Consider the following 1,246-nt stretch of genomic DNA (forward strand, 5'->3'; position numbering starts at 1 on the left):
AGTGCAGGTTTCCCTGGGCGGGCTCGCAGGGTCATCGCAACAACAGTCCGTTGATCAGCTCTGAGGGTGCAGCGTAGTCAAGGCGTTTGCGTGGGCGGTCGTTGAACTGGTCCTGGACCCAGGCGAGGTCTTCCTTGGAGTGGACCGACAGGTCGGTGCCTTTGGGGAAGTACTGCCGGAGCAGGCCGTTGGTGTTCTCGTTGGTCGCGCGTTGCCAGGGCGAGTGGGGGTCACAGAAGTAGACCCGCAGGCCGGTGATCTCGGCGATCTCGCGGTGGCGTGACAGCTCCTTGCCCTGGTCCCAGGTCAGGGTCTTGCGGAGCTTGGCCGGTAGCGCGGTCATGGCCTCGGTGATCGCAGCGGTGACCTGCTCGGCGCCGTGCCCATCTGGCAGGTGCAGCAACAGCGTGTAGCCGGTGACACGTTCGACCAGTGTCCCGATCGCTGAGGCGTTGTTCTTGCCGGTGATCAGGTCGCCCTCCCAGTGGCCCGGCACGCGACGCTCGGCGACCTCTTCCTCACGCTCGACGATGTTGACCATGTCCGGGATCCGGCCGCGGCCATCAGATCGCCGTTGGCGGGCCTCGGCACGGGTGACCCGGCGGGCGCGGCCACTGCGCAGGCACGCCTTGAGCTCATCGCGCAGCGCGCCGCGTCCTTGGACGAACAGCTCGCGGTAGATCGTCTCGTGGTGCACCTGCATCTCCGGATCATCGGGGAACTCTCGACGTAACTGTCCCGCGATCTGCTCCGGGGACAACAACGCCTCCAGCCCCACCGCGACCCGCCTGCACAGCACCGGGTTCGTTTCGAGCTTGGTTTCCTTGGGACGACGAGCCTGGTCCTCGGCCAGCAGCTGAGCGCGATCAGCCCGGTAGGCGGACCGTCCCTCCTTGCCGCCGACCTCGCGGCTGACCGTCGAGCACGTTTTTCCGATCACCGTCGCGATCACCGTGAAGCTCAACCCGCCACGGCAACCGTTCTCGATCGAGCGCCGATCCGCCAACGTCAACCGGAACCCCGAGGGGGTCTCACACCGTTCCATCACCCCGCCAGCGTGGTTGATCCACCGGCGACCAGCCGAGTCCGACGCACCAACCGCCACCGCGGCATCCGAGGGACTTGCGCCCCCGCGGACCCCGTCCCAGAACCCCCGACGTACCTCTCGCGACACCCTCACACCGTGCGGCACCACACACCACCCTCACCTCAGGTGTTGCGATGACCCCACGAATCCGCCCTGCAT

1 protein-coding gene is annotated in these 1,246 nt (G+C 66.9%); it reads right to left on the reverse strand.

The window, feature by feature from the left end:
* Positions 1-31: 31 nt before the first annotated feature.
* A complete protein-coding gene (locus tag ACYVJ3_RS16600) occupies positions 32-1,180 on the reverse strand; it encodes an IS30 family transposase (RefSeq protein WP_460854188.1) in 1,149 nt (382 codons plus the stop codon).
* Positions 1,181-1,246: the final 66 nt, after the last annotated feature.

The organism is Nocardioides montaniterrae (assembly GCF_054782655.1).